General features: G+C 59.6%; 19 protein-coding genes and 1 riboswitch. Of the genes, 16 read left to right on the top strand and 3 right to left on the bottom strand.

Going from position 1 to position 22,113, the window contains the following annotated elements; all coding sequences use genetic code 11:
* The first annotated feature begins 154 nt into the window (after positions 1-154).
* From ACK2JC_RS06870 to cytX, 12 genes are all read left to right on the top strand, one after another.
* Complete coding sequence (locus ACK2JC_RS06870) at positions 155-3,487, top strand: hypothetical protein (protein WP_368271403.1); 3,333 nt, start codon at positions 155-157, stop codon at positions 3,485-3,487.
* 106 nt (positions 3,488-3,593) lie between these two features.
* Complete coding sequence (locus ACK2JC_RS06865) at positions 3,594-5,279, top strand: histidine kinase N-terminal 7TM domain-containing protein (RefSeq protein WP_368271404.1); 1,686 nt, start codon at positions 3,594-3,596, stop codon at positions 5,277-5,279.
* Entirely contained in the window at positions 5,276-5,908 is a 633-nt protein-coding gene (locus tag ACK2JC_RS06860; protein ID WP_320937803.1) for a response regulator transcription factor, read from the top strand. The genes ACK2JC_RS06865 and ACK2JC_RS06860 overlap by 4 nt, the downstream gene beginning before the upstream one ends.
* A 10-nt stretch (positions 5,909-5,918) precedes the next feature.
* Positions 5,919-6,839: a DMT family transporter gene (locus ACK2JC_RS06855; RefSeq protein ID WP_320937804.1), complete on the top strand. Its 921-nt coding sequence runs from the start codon at positions 5,919-5,921 to the stop codon at positions 6,837-6,839.
* 99 nt (positions 6,840-6,938) lie between these two features.
* A complete protein-coding gene (locus ACK2JC_RS06850; protein WP_107434506.1) occupies positions 6,939-7,886 on the top strand; it encodes a sugar kinase in 948 nt (315 codons plus the stop codon).
* Between the two features lie 62 nt (positions 7,887-7,948).
* Positions 7,949-8,596 carry a bifunctional 4-hydroxy-2-oxoglutarate aldolase/2-dehydro-3-deoxy-phosphogluconate aldolase gene (locus ACK2JC_RS06845; protein WP_276950913.1) on the top strand — a complete coding sequence of 216 codons (648 nt, stop codon included), beginning with the start codon at positions 7,949-7,951 and terminating at the stop codon, positions 8,594-8,596.
* Positions 8,597-8,639: 43 nt separating this feature from the next.
* Positions 8,640-9,788: a galactonate dehydratase gene (gene dgoD / locus ACK2JC_RS06840; protein ID WP_320937805.1), complete on the top strand. Its 1,149-nt coding sequence runs from the start codon at positions 8,640-8,642 to the stop codon at positions 9,786-9,788.
* 146 nt (positions 9,789-9,934) lie between these two features.
* Positions 9,935-10,044, top strand: a riboswitch (TPP riboswitch).
* Positions 10,045-10,150: 106 nt separating this feature from the next.
* Entirely contained in the window at positions 10,151-10,972 is an 822-nt protein-coding gene (thiM, locus tag ACK2JC_RS06835) for a hydroxyethylthiazole kinase (RefSeq protein ID WP_107434503.1), read from the top strand.
* A complete protein-coding gene (gene thiE, locus ACK2JC_RS06830) occupies positions 10,959-11,600 on the top strand; it encodes a thiamine phosphate synthase (protein WP_320937806.1) in 642 nt (213 codons plus the stop codon). The genes thiM and thiE overlap by 14 nt, the downstream gene beginning before the upstream one ends.
* Positions 11,597-12,259 (top strand): HAD family phosphatase, encoded by a 663-nt coding sequence (locus tag ACK2JC_RS06825; protein WP_320937807.1) that lies wholly within the window; start codon positions 11,597-11,599, stop codon positions 12,257-12,259. Before thiE ends, ACK2JC_RS06825 begins: the two co-directional genes overlap by 4 nt.
* Positions 12,260-12,359: 100 nt before the next feature.
* Entirely contained in the window at positions 12,360-13,151 is a 792-nt protein-coding gene (gene thiD / locus ACK2JC_RS06820; RefSeq protein WP_320937808.1) for a bifunctional hydroxymethylpyrimidine kinase/phosphomethylpyrimidine kinase, read from the top strand.
* Positions 13,152-13,164: 13 nt separating this feature from the next.
* Entirely contained in the window at positions 13,165-14,367 is a 1,203-nt protein-coding gene (gene cytX, locus ACK2JC_RS06815; RefSeq protein ID WP_320937809.1) for a putative hydroxymethylpyrimidine transporter CytX, read from the top strand.
* Between the two features lie 98 nt (positions 14,368-14,465).
* Here the strand turns inward: cytX and ACK2JC_RS06810 are convergent, their stop codons facing one another.
* Together ACK2JC_RS06810 and ACK2JC_RS06805 are read right to left on the bottom strand one after the other, a co-directional pair.
* Positions 14,466-15,893, bottom strand: a complete 1,428-nt coding sequence (locus ACK2JC_RS06810; RefSeq protein ID WP_320937810.1) for a DUF2079 domain-containing protein — start codon at positions 15,891-15,893, stop codon at positions 14,466-14,468.
* Entirely contained in the window at positions 15,890-16,198 is a 309-nt protein-coding gene (locus tag ACK2JC_RS06805; RefSeq protein WP_092368684.1) for a hypothetical protein, read from the bottom strand. Before ACK2JC_RS06805 ends, ACK2JC_RS06810 begins: the two co-directional genes overlap by 4 nt.
* A 231-nt stretch (positions 16,199-16,429) precedes the next feature.
* On the opposite strand from ACK2JC_RS06805, the gene ACK2JC_RS06800 reads away from it, so the two are divergent.
* Positions 16,430-17,158 (top strand): peptidylprolyl isomerase, encoded by a 729-nt coding sequence (locus ACK2JC_RS06800; protein ID WP_276950922.1) that lies wholly within the window; start codon positions 16,430-16,432, stop codon positions 17,156-17,158.
* 149 nt (positions 17,159-17,307) lie between these two features.
* Positions 17,308-18,681, top strand: coding sequence for an MATE family efflux transporter (locus tag ACK2JC_RS06795; protein WP_320938081.1), 1,374 nt, complete (start codon positions 17,308-17,310; stop codon positions 18,679-18,681).
* Between the two features lie 60 nt (positions 18,682-18,741).
* On the opposite strand, the gene ACK2JC_RS06790 is transcribed toward ACK2JC_RS06795, so the two are convergent.
* Complete coding sequence (locus tag ACK2JC_RS06790; RefSeq protein WP_320938082.1) at positions 18,742-19,989, bottom strand: BTAD domain-containing putative transcriptional regulator; 1,248 nt, start codon at positions 19,987-19,989, stop codon at positions 18,742-18,744.
* A gap of 215 nt (positions 19,990-20,204) precedes the next feature.
* On the opposite strand from ACK2JC_RS06790, the gene ACK2JC_RS06785 reads away from it, so the two are divergent.
* On the top strand, positions 20,205-21,044 hold the full coding sequence (locus ACK2JC_RS06785) for a hypothetical protein (RefSeq protein ID WP_320938083.1): 840 nt from the start codon (positions 20,205-20,207) through the stop codon (positions 21,042-21,044).
* Between the two features lie 18 nt (positions 21,045-21,062).
* Entirely contained in the window at positions 21,063-21,941 is an 879-nt protein-coding gene (srtB, locus tag ACK2JC_RS06780) for a class B sortase (protein ID WP_320938084.1), read from the top strand.
* Positions 21,942-22,113 lie beyond the last annotated feature (172 nt).

The raw sequence follows: 22,113 nt of genomic DNA, 5'->3' as shown, positions 1-22,113 counted from the left end.
TCTGTTTCCCGGCGCTTTTTTGCAGTATGATTCGGGAAATCGTGACAAATGTCACGGGCGCTTGTTACGCATGACCTCTGCCCTTGGGGACGAAAATGCCGTATAATAAGGACAGAAAGAGACAAAGGACAAGTGGCAAAACAGGAGGATGGGTATGACGATTGTGATTCTGTTTTTATTATATTTGGTGCTGCCGTTTGCAGAGCTGGCCGCGATCATCGTGCTGGCCGTGCTGAACGGGCAGAAAAAGAGAAAGATTGACGAGCTGAACCGGGAGCTGGCCGCAGCGCGGGCGGGGGCGGCGTGGAGGCCGGAGAATGTATGGGAGAGCGCACCGGAGCGTGTGCGGGAAAATGCGCCGGAAAATGCGCCGGAGCGTGTGCCGGACAGTGTTTGGGAGCGCACGTCGGAGAGCGCACCTGTATCGTGCGAAGCGGAAAACAGTTTTGCGGTTCCACAGGGGGTTGGGTTTGGGCTGAATTCGCCGTCCGCGCCGGATTTTGCGCAGGGATATCCTCTGCCGGCCGCGGAGGAGACGCTGGCTGCCCCTGGTTCCGGCGGAGCTGCAACATATGTACCGGCGGGGTGTGTGGAACCGGACCGGGGCGCCCCGGCGCCTATGCGACAAGATACGCCTCCCGCCCCGGCGTCAATGCGGCAAGATACGCCTCCTGCCCCGGCGCCTATGCGGCAAGACACGCCTCCCGCCCCGGCGCCTATCCGGCCAGACGCTCCCCCCGCCATCCGGCAGGGAACGGTGGCTCTTGTTGTGGGCGTGGTGTTTGTGATTCTGGCGGGCCTGATTTTTGCAACCACGGCGTGGCGGATTTTGCCGGACCTGTTCAAGGTGGTTCTGGTCCTGGCATTTTCGGGAATCTTTTTCGGGGCCAGCGCCATCGCGGATCACCGTCTGAACATCCGTGGAACCTCGAAGGCGTTCTACATCCTGGGCAGCATCTTCCTGTTTGTGGCGGTTCTGGCGGTGGGGTACTTCCGGCTTCTTGGCCCGGAGTTTTCGCTCGCCGGCCGTCACCGGTATCTTCTGCTTCTGGCTGGCACGGTGTTTACGGAGCTGGCGCTGTTTGCGGGGCTTAGAAAATTTACGGAAACCGTCTACGCGGGCTGCTGCTTGTCCGGTCTCACCGTGGCGGCCGCGCTTTTGACCGCTTCCTTCCACCCCGGCCGTCTGGGGTTCGCCCTGGGCATGGCCTGCTACGGCCTGCTTGTGACGGGGGCTGCGCAATTCCTCGTGCGAAGGAAAAAAGAATCGGCTTTGCCCGGCATCCTGCGCATATTCCCCATGTTCGCAACCATCAATCTGTGGGGAATCAGCGCCCTGGTGCTGATCGTGTTGGGCACAGGGGTTACCACCGCGGCGGCGGCCTTCCTGATGGCAGGCGTTCACCTCTTTCTGGGTCTGGACCCCGGCCGAAACGGCGGAGATTCCGGGGAAATGTGTCAGGCATATCTTGCAATGTTTTCCGTGCAGCTCCTGGCGGGCCTGTGGCGGCTTGTTGCGCCGGATACCGCGGCGGCCGGGCTTTACACCGTGGCGGCCGGTTTGGTGATCCTGGCCCTGCTGGAGCGCGGACCGGTGAACAGCGCCGCCCGGGAAGCGCTGCGGCTCATGGGCGGAGTGGCGGGCCTGCTGCTGTTTTGCGGAATACTGCTGGCCGGAATCGCGGACGGCGGTCTGACGGCCCACGGTTTCATCTGCATGGGCCTGCTGACCCTGGACATCACGCTGGAAGCCCTGAAGTCCCGCAATGAGGCATTAAACGGCCTGCACAGCCTGATGACGGCTGCGTTTCTGAACTACGGTATCTTTTACCTGCCATTGAGCTTAAACCGGCATCTGCTCATCGCGGCCCTGGTATTTTCCGGGCTGTATCTGCTTGGGCGGCGGTTCAAACATCCGCTGGCAAGCCCGGCCGGGGAGCTTTTGTTTACCGTTCTGGCTTTTGGGGACGCCGCGCTGCTCTTTGCCAGGGCCGTGATGGGGGCCGGAAGCGGCAGCCGTTATCTCATGGCGGCTGCTGCCGTTCTGGCTTTCGCGGCGGCCGCGGAATCCTGGACCCGGCGGATGAAACCGTTGCGCCAGGCGCTTCCGCTGGCGGCGCTGGGGCTTCCGGTCCTGGCGGCTTCCATATTGGAGGTCAATTTGGGGATATTTGGAATTGGTTGCGAGGAACTGTTTCTGGCCTACCTGGTAATTTTTATGGTCTGGGATATCCTGAAGTGCGACCGCATGCAGATCGGACTTGGGGTTCTGGGAGCGTGTCTGGGAGCGGCGTACTTTTTGATCCATTATTTCCGGGGCCCGTCGGCCGCGCAGCCGTTCTACCTGATAACGGCCGCTTACCTGGTTGTCCGCAGCCGGGGGCAGGAACAGAGGGCGCGCGCCATATCCGTTTACGGAGCATGCGTTCTGGCGCTGGCCGGGGTTCATACGGCTTGTTATCCGTATCTGGAGCTTGCCGTGCAGAGACGGCTTGTGGTCCTGGCGGTGTTCGCCGCAGAATATCTGCTGTGGCGCGTGAGAAAACCGGCCCAGGAAATGGAAGGCTTTTTCCAAATCGGCTTTGCGGTGATCTACATCGCAGTGATGATGGGCTTCTACCGGGGCGCGGGGCCGGAGCTGGCCTGCCTGCCCGTCTGCCTGGCAGCCTTCGCTGCGGTTTATGTTCTGACCTACCGCAGGGGCAATTTGAACCTGCACCTTCTGCCCGCGGCTGCTGTGCTCTGGCTGCCGGCGGCTCTGATCAGCCGCTATCAGATCGGGGAAGAACGCGTTTATGGGGGAACACTGGCATTTCTGCTGATTTTCGGCGGGCTGCTGCGGGTGAAATGGCGGATACTGGAGGCGGATGAGCGGCAAAAGACAGGCGTGCGTCTGGATTGGTTCTGCGTACTGGCCGCCCCGGCCCTGCTGGTGATGGGAATCGCGGCTCCCGGGCGGGAATGGCGTTTTGCCTGTATTCTGGCAGGGATCGCTTGCACCTTGCAGTATGCGGCGTTAAAACCCCTGCGCCGGGCCGCGTTTACCGCCGCCGGAGCGCTGGCGGTGCTGGCTTTTTGGGCGCAGCCCTTTATCACATGGCCGGAGCTTATCCGCCTGGAAATTTCCCTGATCCCCGCCGCGGTCTATATCCGGTGTCTGGAGAACATCTGGGGAAAGAGCCGGTGGATGTACAATCTGCAGACGGGCCTGTACGGTCTCTGCCTGCTGGCGCTGACCCTTGACGCCTTTGCCACCAACCGGCTGGCGGACGCGCTGATTCTGGAAGGGGTCTGCCTGTCGGTGCTGGTGCCGTCCTGCGCGGGGAAATGCCGCCGGTGGGCGTTCATTTCCGGGGGAACGGCCCTGGGCGTGGCGCTGTATGCGACGAGAAGCTTCTGGCTCAGTATATCCTGGTGGGTTTACCTGCTGGCCGCAGGCATAGGTCTGATCCTGTTTGCAGCCCGAAATGAAATGAAAAAGCGATAGCATTTGCTTTGACAGAAACTGTAGACATATCGTATAATCAGGGTACGGGCAGGGCGGCTGCGCTCTGCCTGACTCTTTGAAAGCGATATACCGTGGGAGAACCAATATGTTTGATGTCCTGCTCAATATTACCTATCTGGCGGCCATCGCCATGTCCCTTTACTCGGCGGTCTGGCTGCTGTTGAAAGCGGACCGGAACCGGACGGTCTGCGCGTTTATCGCCTGCCAGCTGCTCATTGTGGTCTGGTGCGTACCCCAGCTGTTTCTGGGGTTTGTGCAGTCCCGGGAAGGGCTTTACACGGCTTACGCGGTTTCCTACGTGGGCATCTGCTTCATCGGTCCGGCGTGGCTGGTGTTTGCCCTCCGGTATGGGGGAAAGCCCATGCCTCTGTGGGCGATGGTTCTGCTGTGGGGCTTGCCGGCGGTCAACTACGCCGTTTTGCTGACCAATGAAGTTCATCACCTGTTCTACGCTGAGTTCGAGGTGGGAAATGTGGTCTACGGCCCGGCGTTTATGCTGCACGTGGTATTTACCTACGCCTGCGTGGTGGCGGGAATGGCCGCGGTGGCGGGGAATTTCCGCAGATACCGGGTGCGCGCCCTGCACATCGCCATGATTCTGGTCTCCGCGGCCGTGCCGCTGTTGTTTAACCTGCTGCACATTTCCGGGGCGGTTCAGACCGGCTTTGACCTGACGCCCCCGGCTTTCTCCGTGTCCAGCCTGATCATGCTTCTGGCGGTGTACCGGTACGATTTCCTGGACGTGAACTCCCTGGCCTTCGGGCAGATTCTGGCGGAGCTGCCGGAGGCGGTGCTGGTCTACAATGAGCGTGGCCGCATCACCTGCGCCAACGCGGTGGCAAAGGACTGGTTCGGGGTGGAAAACGGGGATGAAATGGCCGTGTTCGAGGAGGCGGTGCGCGGGATGGAGCGGCTGGAGGAGTCGCCGGAGGACTGCGCGCAGAATCTGCCGGTACCGGATGCCGATTCCGTTTCCCGGGAGCAGAAGCAGCGTTTCCTGGTCCGGTCCGGGGAGCGCAGGCTGGAAATCCGCCGCAGGAGCAGGCGGGACCGGAGCGGGCATTTTCAGGCGGGAACGGTGCTGGCCATGGATGTGAGCCGGTATTATGAGCTGTTGGAGCGGGAGCGGGAGCTGGCGGTCCAGGGGGAGCGCCTGGCCGTGGAGCAGGAGCGCAACCGGATCGCCCAGGAGGTCCATGACACCACGGGCCACACCCTGACCATGATCAATTCCCTGCTCAAGCTGGTCCGCATCGGCCGTAAGGAAGAGGCAGGGGACCAGGCGGAGCTGGAGACTTACCTGATCCAGGCCGAGGAGCTGGCGGCCGGGGGAATCCGGGAGCTGCGCTGTTCCATCAACAATCTGCGGGCTATGGGCGCCGACGGCCTGGTGTCCCAGGGGGTGCGCCGCCTGGCGGAGAGCATCCGGGAGTTCGAGGTGGAGGTGACGGTTCAGGGGACGGACAGCCCCCGCTACAGCCATCTGTGCCCGGTCATTCTCCCAAGCTTTAAGGAGGCGCTGACCAACTGTATGAAATACGCGGCCGCCACCCATGTGGACGCGATCCTGAAATTTTCCGGCGACGGCCTGGCATTTTACATCTTTGACAACGGCCGGGGCTGCGGGCAGATTCACCGGGGCAACGGCCTTGCGGGGATTTACCGCCGGGTGGAGGCTGCGGGCGGACAGGTGCGGGTGGCGTCGGAGGAGGGAGCGGGATTTGGAATCACGATCCGGCTGCCCGTGGAACCGGAGGGGAAAACGCTATGATAAAGGTGGTAATTGCGGACGATATACAAATCCTGCGCCAGGGGTTAAAAGCCATCCTGGAGCAGGATGGGGATATAGAGGTAACGGGCCTGGCCGGAGACGGCCTTCAGGCCTTTTTGCTGTGTAAGGAGAAAAAACCGGACGTGGCGCTCATGGACATGCGTATGCCGGAGTACGACGGGGCCTACGCGATCCGGCGCATCAAGGAGGAACTGCCCGGGGTGAGGATCCTGGTGCTGACGACCTTTGACGACCGGGAGACCGTGGACGCGGCCCTGGAAAACGGCGCGGACGGGTACATTTTAAAGGAAATGGGGGACGACGCGGTGATCCGGTCGGTGAAAGCGGTGTGCACCGGCGTGCGGGTGTTCGGGGACAGCGTGTTCCGCTCCCTGCGGGAAACCCCATCGGCTAAGCCGGAACCGGGGCCTGGGGCGTTCAACCTGACGGACCGGGAACGGGATATCGTGCGCCTGGTGGCCCAGGGAATGGACAACCGGGAGATCGCCCGGACCCTGTACCTGGCGGAGGGTACGGTGCGCAACAATCTGTCGCGGGTTCTGGAAAAGCTGGAGCTTAAGGACCGGACCCAGCTGGCGGTGTTTGCGGTTAAAAATAATTTGGATTAGAGGCAATGAGATGAAATGGTTTGAGAAGCATCCGATGAGTATGATTGTGGTGGGGATTCTGGGAGTCTCACTCTCGGCAATATTTGTAAAATATTCCCAGGCCCCTTCGGTGGTGACGGCCGCCTACCGGCTGTTGTGGACCGTGGCGCTGATGCTGCCCATGGTATTTGGGAGCCGGAACTTCCGCAAGGAACTGGCGGCGGCGGACCGGCGGACCGTGGTTCTGTGCGCGGTCAGCGGGATTTTCCTGGCCCTGCATTTCACGGCGTGGTTTGAGTCCCTGAACCAGACGTCGGTGGCCAGCTCCACGGCGATTGTGTGCACGGAGGTGATCTGGGTGGCCCTGGGATTTCTGGCGGTGCTGGGAGGCCGGATTCCGAAAATGGCGGCTGCCAGCATCGCGGTCACCGTGGCGGGCAGTCTGATGATCGCCTTGTCGGATTACTCCGCCGGAGGGAACCATCTGTGGGGCGACGCCCTGGCCCTGGCGGCTGCCATGTTCTCCGCGGTGTACACCCTGATCGGGCGGCAGGTCCGGCGGGGGATGAGCACCACGGTTTACACCTTCATCGTCTATGTGTTCTGCGCGCTTTCCCTGTGCGGGGCCACGTTTTTTTCCGGACAGAGCCTGACCGGGCATGGGATGAGCTCCGTGGTGGTGGGACTGCTGTTGGCGGTGTTTTCCACCTTACTGGGGCACAGCATTTTCAGCTGGTGCCTGAAGTATTTTTCGCCCTCCTTTGTCTCAGCCTCCAAGCTGTGCGAGCCGGTGGCGGCCTCCCTGTTCGCTATGATGCTGTTTGGGGAAATCCCGGCCGCGCTTCAGGTGGCGGGCGGTCTGGTGACGGTGGGCGGCGTGCTTTTGTACTCCCGGGTGGAGTCCGGGCAGGCGGGCCGCCGGGCCGCGGAGAAAGAGGCGGCCAGAGCCTGATGAAATAACAGTATTTAAAACAGGATAATTCAGGGTATCCGGTTTTCCAGCCGTCCTGACCTGTTACAAATATATCATTAAAGAAAGAGGGATAAGGGAATGGCAAAGGTGATAACACTTGGGGAGACGATGGTGTGCTTTTCGCCGGATTCGGCCGCGCCGCTGCGCTATGTGAGCAGCTTTCACCCGCGGATCGCCGGGGCGGAGAGCAACCTGGCGGTGGGACTGGCCAAGCTGGGGCACGAGGTGCTGTGGATCAGCCGGCTGGGGGAGGACGAGTTTGGCCACTATGTTCAGAATATGATCCGCTCCGAGGGCGTGGACACCCGGGCGGTGCGCTTTGACGAGGCCAACCCCACGGGGATCATGTTCAAGGAGACCAGCCGGGGAGAGACGGCGGTTTACTATTACCGGAAACACTCCGCGGCCAGCGCCATGGAGCCGGAGGACCTGGATGAAAGCCTGTTTGAGGAGGCCGAGATTCTGCACATCACGGGGATCACGCCGGTCCTGTCGGAGAGCTGCCGCCGGACCGTGGAGCGCGCGGTGGAGCTGGCAAAACGCCACGGGGTGCGGATCAGCTTTGACCCAAACATCCGCCGCAAGCTCTGGGGAGACCGGGATTACGCGCCTATGCTGAGGGATTTTTGCCGGGAGAGCCAGATCCTGCTCATGGGACTGGACGAGGCGAAGGTTCTGTACGGCGGGGAGAGTCCGGAGGAAATCTTTGCGGCCGTGTACGGGGACGGAGCGGTCCAGCTGGCGGTTTTAAAGGACGGCGGAAACGGCGCGTGGGCCTCCGACGGAAAACAGATTCTGTATCTGGAGCCCTGGCCCTGCCGGCCGGTGGACCCCATCGGGGCGGGAGACGCCTTTAACGCCGCGTTTCTGGCCGGGGTTTTGGAGGGCTGCGACCTTCAGACCTGCGGACGCATGGGCGCAGTGGCCGGAGCCATGGCCACGGAGACGGACGGGGACACGGAAGGGTACCCGGACCGGAGAAAGCTGCAGCGGATTCTGGAGAACCGCGCGCAGATTTACCGTTAAAACCTGAAAATGGAGTTTACGGCGTAAGCCGTTTGTTGTGGCAGAAAGGAGAAGAGAAATTTATGGATATGCGGGAAGTATTTGCGGAGCGCCCGGTGCTGGCGATCATGCGGAACGTGGCCCTTGAGGACACTCTGGACTATGCCGGGGCCGTGGTGGCCGGTGGGGTGAAGATTTTTGAGGTGGCGCTTAACTCGGTACATGGATATGAGCAGATCGCCATGCTTCGGAAGGAATTCGGGGAGGACGTGATGATCGGCGCGGGCACGGCCATCACACCGGAGCGGGCTGAAAAGGCGCTGGAGGCTGGAGCCGGATTTTTGCTGACCCCGTCCACCCAGGCGGAGATGCTGGAGTGGTGCCGGGAGCAAAAGGTGCCGTTTCTGCCGGGGGCGCTGACGCCCTCCGACGTGGCCATGTGCGTGAACCACGGCTACCACACCATGAAGCTGTTCCCGGCCGGGGATATGCCCATGTCCTATATCAAGAGCCTGAAAGGCCCCTTTGACGACACGGAGTACGTGGCCATCGGCGGCGTGAGCGCGGACAACATTGAAGAGTTCTTCCGCCGGGGCTATCTGGGCGCGGGCCTGGGCAGCAATATTATGCCAAAGGAAGCGGTTAAGGCTAAGGACTGGAAGGCCTGCGCCGCCTATGTGGCGGAGCTGGTGAAACGGGCCAACGCGGGCAGGGCGGCTTACAAGGGCTGAGTGTTGGCTGTTCTGAAATTGTCAAAAGGAGAAGGAAAAATCGATGAAGATCAAGTCAGTGAACACATATCTGGTGCGTCCCCGCTGGGGATTTGTGGAAATTTGTACGGACGACGGTCTGTGCGGCTGGGGGGAGGCCGTGCTGGAGGGCCATGCGGCCACGGTACAGGCCTGCGTGGAGGAGATGAGCGAGTACCTGATCGGGGCCGATCCCAGACGGATTGAGGATATCTGGACCACCCTGTACCGGGCTGGATTTTACAGGGGCGGCGGCGTGCTGATGAGCGCCATCGCGGGTATCGACCAGGCGCTGTGGGATATCAAGGGCAAATATTTTAACGCGCCGGTGTACGAGCTCATGGGCGGAGCCTGCCGGGACCGCATGCGGGTTTACAGCTGGGTGGGCGGCGACCGTCCCACGGACGTGGGCGCGACCGCAAAGGAGCGAAAGGACGCCGGGTTCACGGCGGTGAAGATGAACGCCACCGAGGAATTGCAGTATATCGACAGCTACGAGAAGGTGGACCAGGTGCTGGAGCGGGTAGCCGCCATCCGGGAGTCCTGCGGCAAGTATTTCGGCATCGCGGTGGATTTCCACGGCCGGGTGCACAAGCCCATGGCCAAGATACTGGCGAAGAAGCTGGAGGAGTTCGATCCCATGTTCCTGGAGGAGCCGGTGCTCTGCGAGTATATGGAGCTGTTTAAGGAGATCGCGGACTGCTGCAACATCCCCATCGCCACCGGCGAGCGTCTGTTCACAAAATATGATTTCAAGCGCCTGTTTGCCAGCGGCGGAGTGGATATTATCCAGCCAGACCTTTCCCACGCGGGCGGAATCACCGAGGTGAAGAAGATCGCGGCCATGGCCGAGGCCCACGACGTGGCGCTGGCTCCCCACTGCCCCTTAGGCCCCATCGCCCTTGCCTCCTGTTTGCAGGTGGACGCCACCAGCTACAACGCGGTGATCCAGGAGCAGAGCATGGGCATCCACTACAATGTGGGCAAGTCTGTTCTGGACTATGTGAAGAACAAGGAGGACTTCGCGTTCGTGGACGGCTATGTCCGGCTGCCGGTAAAGCCCGGTATCGGCGTGGAGGTCAACCGGGAGCTGGTGCTGGAGGAAAACCGCACGCCCCACAGCTGGAAAAATCCCGTGTGGCGCCACCGGGACGGCTCCATCGCGGAGTGGTGACGGGGGCCTGTACCCGGGAGCGCGGCGCCGTGGTTGCGCGGCGTCCATCCGGTGGCCTTCGGCGTTATTTCTCCGGCGGTATTCCGGCGGCATTTGTCAAAAAATGCTTGAATAATCTGCAAACCAGTGTATAATAGAGTTCGTAAAATCAAAAAGCGGGGAGCTCACAGTAGTGGGCTGAGAGGAAGCTGAGACTGCTTCGACCCTTAACCTGATTTGGATAATGCCAACGTAGGGAACCATAGCCACTTGTATCATATCGCTGTGATGCTGCCTTTCATTGGTTGCATCGCAGCTTTTTTATTGGATGCAATGGACCGATGGTCCGCCAGCGCGGCCGGAGAGAAAGAGGAGGAAACACAATGTTTAAAACCTGTCTGGAAAATGTGAGGAACACGGTACCCCTGATTCACAATATCACCAACTATGTCACGGTCAACGACGTGGCTAATGTGCTGTTAGCATGCGGCGCAAGTCCCATTATGGCCGACGACGAGGGGGAAGTGGAGGAGATCACCGCCATCTGCAGCGGCCTCAACATCAACATCGGCACCCTGAACAGCCGCACCATTCCGTCCATGCTGAAGGCGGGGAAGGCGGCGCAGGCCCTGAACCACCCGGTGGTTCTGGACCCGGTGGGAGCGGGGGCCAGCACCCTGCGCACCGAGACGGCCAGAAGGTTGATAAGGGAGATCCGGTTCACCGTTGTCCGCGGCAATATGTCTGAGATCAAGACGCTGGCAGCGGGCAGCGGCAACACCCGGGGGGTGGACGCCAGCGTGGAGGACGTGGTGACGGAGGACAATCTGGAATCCGCAATCGCCTTTGTGAAGGATCTCTCCGCCAGAGACGGGGCCATTGTGGCCGTGACGGGGGCCATCGATCTGGTGGCGGACGCTGAGCGCTGCTATGTGATCCGCAACGGCCGCCCGGAGATGGGAAAGGTCACCGGGACCGGCTGCCAGCTGTCCGCCCTTACGGCTGCCTACGTGGCGGCAAATCCCGGCAACTGTCTGGAGGCCGCGGCTGCCGCGGTCTGCCTGATGGGGCTGGCCGGGGAGATCGGTTTTTCGCGTATGGCGCCTGGGGACGGCAACGCCGCTTACCGCAGCCGCATCATCGACGCGATCTGTAATATGGACGGCCGGGAGCTGGAAAGGGGGGCAAAATATGAGGTGCGATAAAAAGGATTTGCTGTTGTACGCGGTGACGGACCGCAGCTGGTTAAACGGGGCCACGCTGTATGAGCAGGTGGAGGCGGCCCTCCGGGGAGGAGCCACCTTTATCCAGCTGCGGGAGAAGGCGCTGGACCAGGAGCATTTTCTGGCCGAGGCCAGGGAGCTAAAGACGCTCTGCAGGCGCTTTGGGGTACCGTTTCTGATCAACGACAACGTCGAGATCGCAGCCGCGGTGGACGCGGACGGCGTCCATGTGGGCCAGAGCGACATGGAGGCCGGGGATGTGCGCGCCAGGCTTGGCGCAGACAAGATCATCGGCGTTTCCGCCCAAACGGTGGAACAGGCGCTGCTGGCGCAACAGCGGGGCGCGGACTACCTGGGGGTGGGAGCTGTGTTTCCCACCGGAACCAAGCAGGACGCCACGGACGTCCCCTATGAGACGCTGCGGGACATCTGCCGCGCGGTGGACATCCCGGTGATCGCCATCGGCGGGATCAACCGCGGAAACGTGGGGATGTTGGCGGGCAGCGGAATCTGCGGCGTGGCCGTGGTCAGCGCTATTTTCGCCCAGAAGCAGATCGAAGCCGCCACCGCGGACTTAAAAGCGGCGGTGGAGCAGATGGTGAACACATGATTGCCGGGGCCATTTTCGACGCGGACGGCACGCTGCTTGACTCCATGCCCATCTGGGACAACGCCGCGGCCCTGTATCTGGAGGGATTGGGGTATGTCCCGGAGCCGGGGCTGGGGAGAATTCTCTATCCTATGTCCATGGCCGAAGGCGCGGATTACCTGATCGCCCGCTACGGCCTGTCCCAGAGCCGGGAGGAGATCATTTGCGGCGTCAGCGCTGCGATTGAGGACTTTTATTTCCACCGGGTCCAGCCCAAAGCCGGGCTGGAGGCGTTTTTGCGGCAGCTGCAGGAGCGCGGGATTCCCATGGCGGTCGCCACCTCCAGCGACCGGCGGCTGGTGGAGGCAGCCTTAAAACGGCTGGGGCTGCTGTCGCGGTTTAAGGGCATTTTCACCTGCGCCCAGGCGGGGGCGGGTAAATCCAGGCCCGACGTGTACCACCTGGCGAACCGCAGCCTGGGCGGACCCAAACCGCAGTCCGTCTGGGTCTTTGAGGATGCGTTTTTTGCCGCCTCCACCGCCGGGCGCGCGGGGTACCGGGTAGCCGTGGTCCGCGACCCGTCCGCGGATGGGGACCGGGAACAGCTGGAACAGCTGGCGGATTACGCCATGGAGGATTTTACGGATTTCAACGGCTTTTACCAACAGGCCTTGAAATAGAACAACAGACCGGCGGCAGATTGGGGGCACCACCTTCTGTCGCCAGGAGCGCGGCGGACATCGGCGCGCTCTGACAAAATTAATGCGAAGGGAGAACAAAATGAACACAGCATTAACAATCGCTGGAAGCGATTCCAGCGGAGGCGCCGGCATCCAGGCAGATATCAAGACCATGACCGCTCACGGGGTATACGCCATGAGCGCGGTCACGGCCCTGACGGCCCAGAATACCACCGGCGTAACAGGGATTATGGAGGTAACTCCGGAATTTTTAAGGGAACAGATCGACGATATTTTCACGGATATCTACCCGGATGCAGTTAAAATCGGTATGGTTTCCTCCAGCCGTCTGATCGAGGTGATCACAGAGCGGCTGGCCCACTACGGGGCCGCAAATATTGTGGTGGACCCGGTGATGGTGGCCACCAGCGGCGCCCGCCTCATCGGGGAGGAGGCCGTGGAGACGCTGAAGGAAAGGCTGCTGCCCATGGCAACAGTGCTGACGCCCAATATCCCGGAGGCGGAGGTGCTTTCCGGCATGGACGTGCGCACGGCGGAGGACATGGAGCGGGCGGCGGCTTTGATCGGGAATACATACGGCTGCGCCGTTCTGGTCAAAGGCGGCCATCAGCTCAACGATGCCAACGACCTGCTGTACCGCGACGGCCGTCTCAAATGGTTCCGGGGAAAACGCATCCACAACCCCAACACCCACGGAACCGGCTGCACCCTGTCCAGCGCCATCGCCTCCAACCTGGCCAAGGGCCGGGATCTGGATGCCTCGGTGGAGATGGCCAAACGCTATCTGTCCCTGGCGCTCTCCGATATGCTGGACTTAGGCAGGGGCAGCGGTCCCATGAACCACGCGTTTGCCATCCACGGCGAGTATTGAGGGGGAGGGGACTATGAGCGGAACGAGAAAGGGAACTTCCATATTAAACAACGGCCTGATCTGGTTTGGAGCCGGAGTGTCCATCGCGGAAATCCTCACGGGCACCTACCTGGCTCCTTTGGGGATGGCGAAGGGCCTGGCGGCCATTTTGCTGGGCCACGTGATCGGCTGCAGCCTGCTGTTTCTGGCCGGACTTATCGGCGGTTTTGCCCGGCGCAGCGCCATGGAGACGGTGAAAATGAGCTTCGGCCATAAAGGCAGCCTGCTGTTTTCCACATTAAACGTGCTTCAGCTGCTGGGTTGGACTGCCATCATGATCTACGACGGAGCCCTGGCGGCCGGGGGCGCGCTGGGAGCCGGGCAGACGGTGTGGTGCCTGGTCATCGGCGGACTGATTCTGGTCTGGATTCTGATCGGAATACGGAATCTTGGGAAAATAAACATGGTGGCCATGGCCGCGCTGTTTATTTTAACCCTGATCCTGTGCAAGGTGATCTTCTTTGGACGCGGCGGGGGAAGTATGGCCGGAGAAGGGGAGGCCATGAGCTTCGGGGCTGCCGTGGAGCTGTCCGTTGCCATGCCCTTGTCCTGGCTGCCCCTGATCAGCGACTATACCAGGGAGGCTGAGAAACCCCTGGCGGCCACGGCGGCCAGCGCGGTGGTCTACGGCTTGGTGAGCGTCTGGATGTACGTGATCGGCATGGGCGCGGCGATTTTTACCGGCGTAACGGATATTTCCCAGATTATGGTAAAGGCCGGGCTGGGCATGGCGGGACTGCTGATCATCATCCTGTCCACCGTGACCACCACCTTTTTGGACGCCTACTCCGCAGGCGTGTCCAGCGTGTCCATTTCCGAAACCATCCGAGAAAAATGGGCCGCGGTGGCGGTGACCGTGATTGGAACGGCCGCGGCCATCATCTACCCCATGGACAATATCACGGATTTCCTCTATCTGATCGGGTCCGTGTTCGCGCCCATGATCGCCATTCAGATCGCGGATTTTTTCTTCCTGAAGGCGGACCGCAGCGGTCTCGGTTACCATGTGCCCAACCTGGTGATCTGGTTCTTGGGTTTTGCAGCCTACCGTCTGCTCATGCATGTGGACACCCCGGTGGGCAATACGCTGCCGGATATGGCGGTTACCATTGGGATGTGCCTGGCGTACCACTGGCTTTTGAAGCCGCGGTTGGCCGCGGCGGGGGCTGAGAGTTGAGGCGGTCCATGGACTGAAGCAGCCCAGGGACTGAGGCGGCCCATGGACAGAGGCAGCCCATGAGCTGAAGCAGCCCAAAGACTGAGACGGCCCGCACGCTAGCGGGCCGTTTTCTCAAACACAGCCACATACCGGTCCACCCGTCCGGCCTCCTCATAGCCGTCCTTTTCCAGCTGTTCCAGGGTTTGTTCCAGATTTTTCTCGTAGTTTGCCCGCAGATCCACCACCGCGTACCCAGCCTCATGGCCGCTGTCGAGGAGGTAAATCTCGTCCCGCATGGAGAGCTGAGGCACGAAAAAGGTGGAGGAGCGGACCGCCGCATCCTTTGGTATCTGGGCCAGAAGCTCCCGGGCCTGGGCCGCTTTCTCATGATAGCGCCCGTAAAGCCGGATGTATTTGGTTTTGGAGCATACCACCGTGGCGGTGATGACCAGGGCGCAGAGCAGGCCGGAGGCCAGAAGCCGGGGGATCAGCTCCCTCCGCCAAAGCCCGGCCCGGTTTAAACTGCGCAGATTGATCATTGCCAGGTAGAAGAGCAGCGCCCCGGTGCCGTAGGTGTACTGGAAAAAAATGGAATGCTGATACTTATAATTGGACATCAGGTTGATCAGCACAAAGGGGATGAGCAGCGTCAGGCGCTGCCACTGTCTCGTCATCAGGGGCAGAAATCCCAGGGGCAGCAGCATTTCCAGAAAGAAAAGAATCTTGTCCTCCACTGCGATCTGGGAGAGCACGTAGGCCGGGTTTACCAGGATGGTTTTGAACATGCTGGCAAGCCCCAGGCGCTTGTCGGAGATGTAGTTGTCGAAGCGGTTGATCATGGCCCCGTCCCCGAAACGGTTGATATACCACACGGCCATGACAAAATACAGGCAGGAGGCGATAAACACCAGCCCGCCCAGCCGGTACTCCCGTTTCCCTAAAAACAGGTAGAGTCCGATGCAGGCCGCGTACACGGGCGCGTCCTCCTTCACCATCAGCAGGAGCGCCAGGCAGGCCAGCATGGATTTGAAACGCCGCGTTTCCATAAAATACAGGACCCAGAGAATGATCAGGGTCAGAAATTTGTTCTCGTGAAAATCGTAAAAACAGCCGCCCATAAACGCGGGATAGGCGCAGTAGACCAGGCCGAAGCACAGAATCTGCGGGCGGGTGCATTTCAAAGCCCCGGCCAAAAGGCACAGGGGGATCAGCCCGGCAATCACCAGAAGGGCCTGCAGCACCAGCAGGGTTTCCGGCCTGGGAACCAGCTTGTAAAAGGGCAGCAGGGCATAGAAAATGGGGGACAAATGCACAGCAAAATGGGACAAAAGTCCGTCCCGTTCCACGGTGGTCAGGGGCTGTAGGCATTTGTCCAGGTAATAATACATTTGGCAAAATATTCCAAAATCATAGGCTGGGGAATAGTTCAGCCGGTAGCGCAGCACCGTCATGCCGGCGGTGAAAGAAAACCAGAGAAACGCCGCTGCGCCCAGCAGGACCCACAGCCTCCGCCCGGCGGTCAGCTTCTCCAGGCGGGCCCTCATAGCACTAGAGCCTCCTTGATCACCAGGGCCGCCGCGTACATCGCCACACTGGGAGCCAGGGGAAAGCGCAGCCGTCCGGCTCTTCCGGACAGAACCATCAGAAGGGCCAGGCAGGCGTAGATTCCGGCCCAGAGCCCGAAATAACAACGCAGCGATATCTGCCGCACAAAATCCAGCGTGAAAATGGCGGAGCTGTTCATGAGCAGGCACATGGTGTTGGTCATGAGCCAGCTGGCCGCCAGAAGCCGGAACAGATTGCGCCCGTTGTCCTTAAGAAAACCCAATACGGTATTCAACAGCAACATAAATCATTCCTCCCTTTTATACACAGTATACTATCCGCGCAGTCCCCAAATGTAAAGAAGGAGGGCGCAACCGTAAGAAAAATTAGGAGAATATTAATAAAAATTTGCCGGTTTATGGAAAAATCATAAAGTGCTTTACGCATTGCAAGGGGCAGTGGTACAATAGTGGCTGCGGCATGTGCCGCAGGAGAAGTATTCACTCAGAATTTAAAGGAAAAGGAATGATCGGACATGAGAAAATTGACGTATGCATTGTTGGCGGCCGCGCTGGCCGTGACGGTTCTGGCGGGCTGCAGCCGTAAAGCGGAGGCAGAGGGTTCCACACAGTGGGCCACATCCGCCGCGCAGGAGAAGCCTGTTAAGGCCGACAAAGAGAAGGAGACCAAGGCGGAGGATACGGCAGGTGCCGAAACCAAGGCGGAGTCCGGGGCCGAGGCTGAAACCGAGCCCACGGAGCTGGCAACCGGCCGTCACCACGTGAAGATCGAGGTCAAGGACTACGGCACCATCTCCGTGGAGCTGTATGCGGACGAGGCGCCCATCAGCGTCACCAACTTTTTAAAGCTGGCCGGCGAGGGCTTCTACGACGGGCTGACCTTCCACCGCATCATCACCGGATTTATGATCCAGGGCGGAGATCCCCTGGGCACCGGAATGGGCGGATCGGACCAGATGATCAAGGGCGAGTTCGCCGCCAACGGCGTGGAAAATCCCCTGCAGCACACCCGGGGAGCCATCTCCATGGCCCGCTCCCAGTACCCGGACAGCGCCAGCTCCCAGTTCTTTATCGTACACCAGGACAGCCCGCATCTCGACGGCCAGTACGCGGCCTTCGGTTATGTAACCGACGGCATGGACGTGGTGGACAAGCTCTGCGAGGACACGCCGGTGCAGGACAACAACGGCTCGGTTGCCAAGGAGGACCAGCCGGTGATTGAACGCATCGAAGTTGTGGATTAAACCGTAATTTTTTGAAATGATTGTGGATAATGCCGGAGGAAATGAATCCTCCGGCATTTTTTTCTACTTGCCAAATCCGCGGGTTCAGAGTAAATTTAGTATCGGTCAACGACCGGTAACGGAAACAATACGGAAGCGAGGAAAAAACAATGGCCAAAGGCGCAGGCGCCCGGGATATGACCGAGGGCAGCCCCATGAAGCTGATCTGGGGCTTTTTTGTCCCCATGGTGTTCGGTCTGCTGTTTCAGCAGCTCTACAACATGGCGGATACGATTATTGTGGGCAAATGCCTGGGGGTGCAGGCGCTGGCGGCCGTGGGCGCCACCGGCTCCATCAACTTTATGATCATCGGCTTCTGCCTGGGCGTGTGCAGCGGTTTCGCCATCCCGGTAGCTCAGAAGTTCGGCGAGAAAAATGACAGCGCCCTGCGGCGGTTTGTGGCCAACAGCGGCTGGCTTGCGGCAATTTTTTCCGTGGTGATGACGTCGGCGGTCTGCGTGCTCTGCCGGGATATTCTGCTGTGGATGGACACTCCGGCGGATATTATCGACGGTGCCTACCGCTATATTTTTGTGATCTTTTTGGGCATCCCGGCGACCTACCTCTACAACCTGCTGTCCTGTACCATCCGCTCCCTGGGCGACAGCACCACCCCGCTTATCTTTCTGCTGTTCTCCTCCGTGCTCAACGTGGCCCTGGACTTCTTTACCATCCTGGTGCTGAACATGGGAGTGGCCGGGGCCGGGTGGGCCACCCTCACCGCCCAGGCGGTGTCCGGTCTGCTGTGCCTGCTCTACATGCGCAAAAAGTTCACGATCCTGAAAATGCAGGGGGACGAGTGGAAGCCCCGCAAGGATTACATGAAGATCCTGTGCGGCATGGGCATTCCCATGGGCCTGCAGTATTCCATCACGGCCATCGGAAGCGTGATTTTACAGACCGCCGTGAATTCCCTGGGTTCCATGGCCGTGGCGGCCGTCACCGCGGGCAGCAAGATCGTCATTTTCCTCTGCTGTCCCTTTGACGCCCTGGGCTCCACCATTGCCACCTACGGAGGCCAGAACGTGGGCGCGGGCAAGCTGGACCGCATCGCCCCGGGCATGAAGGCCTGCCTGTATCTGGGCATAATCTACGCGGTCGCCGCCCTGGGGGTGCTCTACCTGTTCGGCGATCAGATCGCCCTCCTGTTTGTGGACCGGGGGGAGACAGAGCTGCTGCGCAATACGCGGATGTTCCTGCTGGGGAACGGCCTGCTGTTCATCCCGCTGGTGTTCGTCAACGTGATGCGTTTCCTGATCCAGGGCATGGGTTTTTCCAAGTTCGCGATCCTGGCCGGCGTCTGCGAGATGATTGCCCGCTCCTTTGTGGGATTTGTGCTGGTGCCCAGGTTCGGTTACATCGCGGTCTGCTTTGCCAGCCCGGTGGCCTGGGTGGCGGCGGATCTATTCCTGATTCCGGCCTACGGATATGTGATGAAACAACTCCGGCGAATGTTCGCCGGGCGGAACGCAGATTTGGCATAAAAAAAGTCCGGTGAAACCAGATTCTGGTCTCGCCGGACTTTTTTGCGTTGTTATGGCGTTTTATAGGGCAGCCTCCATGTCGTTTTTGCGCTCCCAGGGAAGCACGGGCTGCAACCGGTGCTCGACGGAGAGGTCACGGCGGTTGTACTGCCGGTGGAAGTTGCCGATGATCCGTTTTAACACCATCTCCCCCTTCTCCGCGGTCACGGTGGGCAGAAGGATGATGTACTGGCTGACGCTGTAGCGGGTGTAGACGTCGCTGCAGCGCAGGGAATTGCGGATTGCGCCGTTTAAGTGTTCCATGGCCCTGTTCAGCACGTTCATCTTCGGAACCTGGCCGTCCAGATCGCAGAGCGTCAGCAGGCACAGGTAGATGGAATCGCCGGTCCGCTCGATGGCCCGCCGCTCCAGCTGGTACAAATCCCGGAAAACCGGGTATTCGCAGTAGAACGCGCCGCTGCTGGCTTCCTCCCGCAGGGCCTCCTGGATGGAGTCCAGATTGGTGTTGATCCCCTGCTCCTTGTTGCGGATCGTCTTGTAGAGCTCCTTGAAATGTTCGGAGGGGGAGATGGAAAACTCGTTGTAAAACAGGTCCAGGGTGTGGTTGTAGTGATCGACCGCCTGGCTGATGTGGTTGTCTTTATATAAAGAATAAACCAGGTAATAGTGGAACTGCTCGTCAAAGGGTTCGATGCCGATGGCGGTCTGGCACACCGAGGTGATGGCCCCGTAGTCCTCGCGCTCCATCAACAGCTCGATGGTTTTGTAAACCAATTTCTGGTACAGGGAGTGGTAGTAGGTGCTGATGGGGATCACCCAGGACTCATACTCCGACTTGGGAAGAAAATCGCCCTTGTAGAGATCCAAACCCTTCATACACATGGCCAAAAGCTGGTCCGGGTCCTTGACCGCCCCGCCGGAGCTTAAAACCTGATTGCACACGGACTCGAACTGGTCGATGTCCATGACCGTGTTAATGTCCTGGGTCCAGGCGTAGGAACCGCGCTGCTGGACCAACAGCCTCTGAGGCGGGATTCCCAGGGGATCAAGGAGCTTGCGGGAGCGGAACATCAGGGTCTTTAAGGCCCCGCCGGGGTTGGCGCCCGGGTCGTCCGGCCAGATCGTCTCGATCAGTTCGTTGACGCTGATATCTTTCTTCTGAAAAACAACCAGATATTCCAGAAGGCTCCACGGCTTTTTGGACTGGTTGCTGTTGTCGTTGATCTCTTTACCGTCCACTGTGATGGAAAAACCTCCCAGCGTTCTTACATATATAGTTTGCGGTGATTCATGAGCGGACGTTTCCATTTTAATCGGATCTCCTTTTATCATTCTGTCAATATAACCAGTATACCTATGGAATCGAAAAATGTCCATATAATTTTATGAAAAGCCGGCGAATTGTAACCGGTTTGTAACCGGCGTTTGCTATACTGAACCTAAAGTAGGATCTATAATCGAGCGAATAGGCTTAATTTTACAGAAAAGTAGGTGAACCGATGTCTGTAGCGAGAACAGGAGCATTGCCGAATTCATACAAATTTTACACAATCGCGGTAAATCGTTTTGAGAACCGGCGGCTGGAGGGACTGGTGTTTCATGAGAGCCGGGAGGACGCGGTTGTTTTCAAAAGTCTGACCCAGATGGCGTGCGTGTTGAACCGTATGTTCGACGTGAACCATTATCCCATGAAGAGCGTGGACCAGCGCTGTTTCCGGAGAAAGCAGTCGGAGGCAGACGGTGAGGAGACAGGGTTTGCAACCGCGGAAGCTCCCGGGACGCACTGTGGGGAGTTAGCCACCTTCCGGCTGCATGTGAAGTACCGCTATCACGCCACGTGGCAGGGGAATATCACCCACCTGGAGAGCGGCACGGTGTATCCGTTTGAGAGCTTTATGGGGCTCATGCGCATTTTCGACCGCGTGCTCGGACAGCCTACCGGAGCGCCCGACCCGCTAGGGAAGAAGATGTGCGAGGTGGCGGTCTGCAATTATCAGGACAGCACCTTTGCCGGAGAGGTATCCCACCCGGCGGTAAAGGACCGGTTTTTCTTTGAAAATGAGTTCCAGCTCCTGGACCATTTGGAGCTGATGCTGGGCGAGCGCCCGGCGGATGTACAGGATGATCCGGTGATCACGCCGCGGCAGGGAAGCGTCTGCCGGGGGAGCATCGGCCCCATGACGTTCCTGGTGCGCGTGCTCTTTCGCAGGAACGATACCTGGCAGGGTACGGTCTGCTGGAAGGAAAAGGGCGAGCAGGCCAGCTTCCGCAGCTTTTTGGAGCTGCTGATCATGGTGGATTCAGCGGTACGCAGGGCGGGCTTTCAGCGGGAGTCCGGGGCGGCCGGGGAAGTGACGGCGTAAGGAAAGGAATTTGACGGAATGAGAGACAAACTGCATCGCCTGGTGATCATCGTGCTGGTCCTGGTTTTAGTGGTCAGCGGGGGGATGGTGTTCAGCCAGTGGCTGGAGAACAAGCGGGCACAGGACGAGTACAACCGTCTGGCGCAGCTGGCAAGCCAGACGTCCGAAGAACCGGAGACAACTGAGGCGCAGACGGAAGCCCAGACGGAACCGGAGACGGAGCCTTACAAGTCGCCCATCGATTTTGAAGCACTTTGGGCGGAGAATCCGGACACCGTGGGCTGGATTACCATCGAGGGGACCAACATCAATTATCCCATCGTCAAGGGAACGGACAACGACTTTTACCTGAACCATGATTTTAACGGCGAGGAGAATATCGCGGGTTCGATTTATCTGGATTTTGAGAGCCAGGGCGATTTCGACGGCCGCAACAATATCATTTACGGCCATAACATGAAAAACGGCTCCATGTTCAAGGACGTGGTGCGGTACAAGGACGAGGCGTATTTTAAGGAGCACCAGTTTTTTACCATCTATACGCCGGAGCGGGAGATCCGCCTGAAATCGGTGGCGGCCTACTACGGCGAGGCCAAACCCATTGTGCGCAAGACGCGGTTTAAGAGCCAGGAGTCCTTCGACGCCTTTGTGAAGGAAATGCTGTCGCCCTGCGCCTACGCAGAACCGGTTCGGTATCCGGCCAGGACGCTGTACACGCTGGTGACCTGCAGCTACGAGATCAACGACGCCCGCACCTTTCTGTTCGCGGTGGAGGTGGATGAGGACGGGAACGAGATTCCGCCGGACGAAGCGTTTCAGGAGCGCCAGCTGGATTTGGTCCGGCAGTACGCTGAGGAGCGGGCCAAACAGGAGTCTACGGCGGAGAGCAACCCGTAGTTGTGAAAAGTGACGTCAACGAGCGATGAATATTAGTTGACATTTGTCGATAATTGTGGTAATATGACGATGAAATCAGGGTGGAATTATATATGATTCCATCCTGTTTTTGTCCTGTTTTAGAATGGCGCGGCGAAGCCGCAGCCAAATGTTTTTTACACAGCTCTTAATT

This window comes from Enterocloster lavalensis (assembly GCF_046603895.1).
In the GTDB taxonomy this organism is placed as follows: Bacteria; Bacillota; Clostridia; order Lachnospirales; family Lachnospiraceae; genus Enterocloster; species Enterocloster lavalensis.
The sequence above is the reverse complement of the archived record's forward strand: the minus strand, read 5'-3'. Positions and strand labels throughout refer to the sequence as shown.

What these genes read in the sequence shown, in the direction of transcription:
- ACK2JC_RS06870 (WP_368271403.1), top strand. Translation starts at nt 155, where the DNA reads ATGACGATTGTGATTCTGTTTTTATTATATTTGGTGCTGCCGTTTGCA.
- ACK2JC_RS06865 (WP_368271404.1), top strand. Translation starts at nt 3,594, where the DNA reads ATGTTTGATGTCCTGCTCAATATTACCTATCTGGCGGCCATCGCCATG.
- ACK2JC_RS06860 (WP_320937803.1), top strand. Translation starts at nt 5,276, where the DNA reads ATGATAAAGGTGGTAATTGCGGACGATATACAAATCCTGCGCCAGGGG.
- ACK2JC_RS06855 (WP_320937804.1), top strand. Translation starts at nt 5,919, where the DNA reads ATGAAATGGTTTGAGAAGCATCCGATGAGTATGATTGTGGTGGGGATT.
- ACK2JC_RS06850 (WP_107434506.1), top strand. Translation starts at nt 6,939, where the DNA reads ATGGCAAAGGTGATAACACTTGGGGAGACGATGGTGTGCTTTTCGCCG.
- ACK2JC_RS06845 (WP_276950913.1), top strand. Translation starts at nt 7,949, where the DNA reads ATGGATATGCGGGAAGTATTTGCGGAGCGCCCGGTGCTGGCGATCATG.
- dgoD (WP_320937805.1), top strand. Translation starts at nt 8,640, where the DNA reads ATGAAGATCAAGTCAGTGAACACATATCTGGTGCGTCCCCGCTGGGGA.
- thiM (WP_107434503.1), top strand. Translation starts at nt 10,151, where the DNA reads ATGTTTAAAACCTGTCTGGAAAATGTGAGGAACACGGTACCCCTGATT.
- thiE (WP_320937806.1), top strand. Translation starts at nt 10,959, where the DNA reads ATGAGGTGCGATAAAAAGGATTTGCTGTTGTACGCGGTGACGGACCGC.
- ACK2JC_RS06825 (WP_320937807.1), top strand. Translation starts at nt 11,597, where the DNA reads ATGATTGCCGGGGCCATTTTCGACGCGGACGGCACGCTGCTTGACTCC.
- thiD (WP_320937808.1), top strand. Translation starts at nt 12,360, where the DNA reads ATGAACACAGCATTAACAATCGCTGGAAGCGATTCCAGCGGAGGCGCC.
- cytX (WP_320937809.1), top strand. Translation starts at nt 13,165, where the DNA reads ATGAGCGGAACGAGAAAGGGAACTTCCATATTAAACAACGGCCTGATC.
- ACK2JC_RS06810 (WP_320937810.1), bottom strand. Translation starts at nt 15,893, where the DNA reads ATGAGGGCCCGCCTGGAGAAGCTGACCGCCGGGCGGAGGCTGTGGGTC.
- ACK2JC_RS06805 (WP_092368684.1), bottom strand. Translation starts at nt 16,198, where the DNA reads ATGTTGCTGTTGAATACCGTATTGGGTTTTCTTAAGGACAACGGGCGC.
- ACK2JC_RS06800 (WP_276950922.1), top strand. Translation starts at nt 16,430, where the DNA reads ATGAGAAAATTGACGTATGCATTGTTGGCGGCCGCGCTGGCCGTGACG.
- ACK2JC_RS06795 (WP_320938081.1), top strand. Translation starts at nt 17,308, where the DNA reads ATGGCCAAAGGCGCAGGCGCCCGGGATATGACCGAGGGCAGCCCCATG.
- ACK2JC_RS06790 (WP_320938082.1), bottom strand. Translation starts at nt 19,989, where the DNA reads ATGGAAACGTCCGCTCATGAATCACCGCAAACTATATATGTAAGAACG.
- srtB (WP_320938084.1), top strand. Translation starts at nt 21,063, where the DNA reads ATGAGAGACAAACTGCATCGCCTGGTGATCATCGTGCTGGTCCTGGTT.